We start from the raw sequence: 274 nt of genomic DNA on the forward strand, positions 1-274 counted from the left end.
GTGCTGGCGCTGATCCTGATCGCTGCTGGTGCCTATATCGACAGCCAGTCGACCAGCCTGACACGGCCGCCGGAAATGTATCTGAGCCAGGCGATGGTCGCCGCCGGTGCCGCGATGTTCCTGCCGCCGGTGATGTCCAAGGGCTTTGCCGCCGTGCTCGCCAAGGGCATGCCCTATATCGTCAACTTCCTGGTGATCTTCCTGTTCACCCAGTCGATCGGTTCGTTGTTTGCTTCGTCGGTGCTCGGCACCTTCGTGGTCATCCGCGAGAAGT

At 61.3% G+C, this 274-nt stretch carries 1 protein-coding gene; it reads left to right on the top strand.

The genetic code is table 11. The features are described 5' to 3' along the window. The coding region (locus tag SCA31_RS23360) for a hypothetical protein (RefSeq protein ID WP_410699405.1) at positions 1 to 274 on the top strand (274 nt) is incomplete at both ends.

It is taken from the genome of Chryseobacterium sp. SIMBA_028 (genome assembly GCF_046535285.1).
Classification (GTDB): domain Bacteria; phylum Bacteroidota; class Bacteroidia; order Flavobacteriales; family Weeksellaceae; genus Chryseobacterium.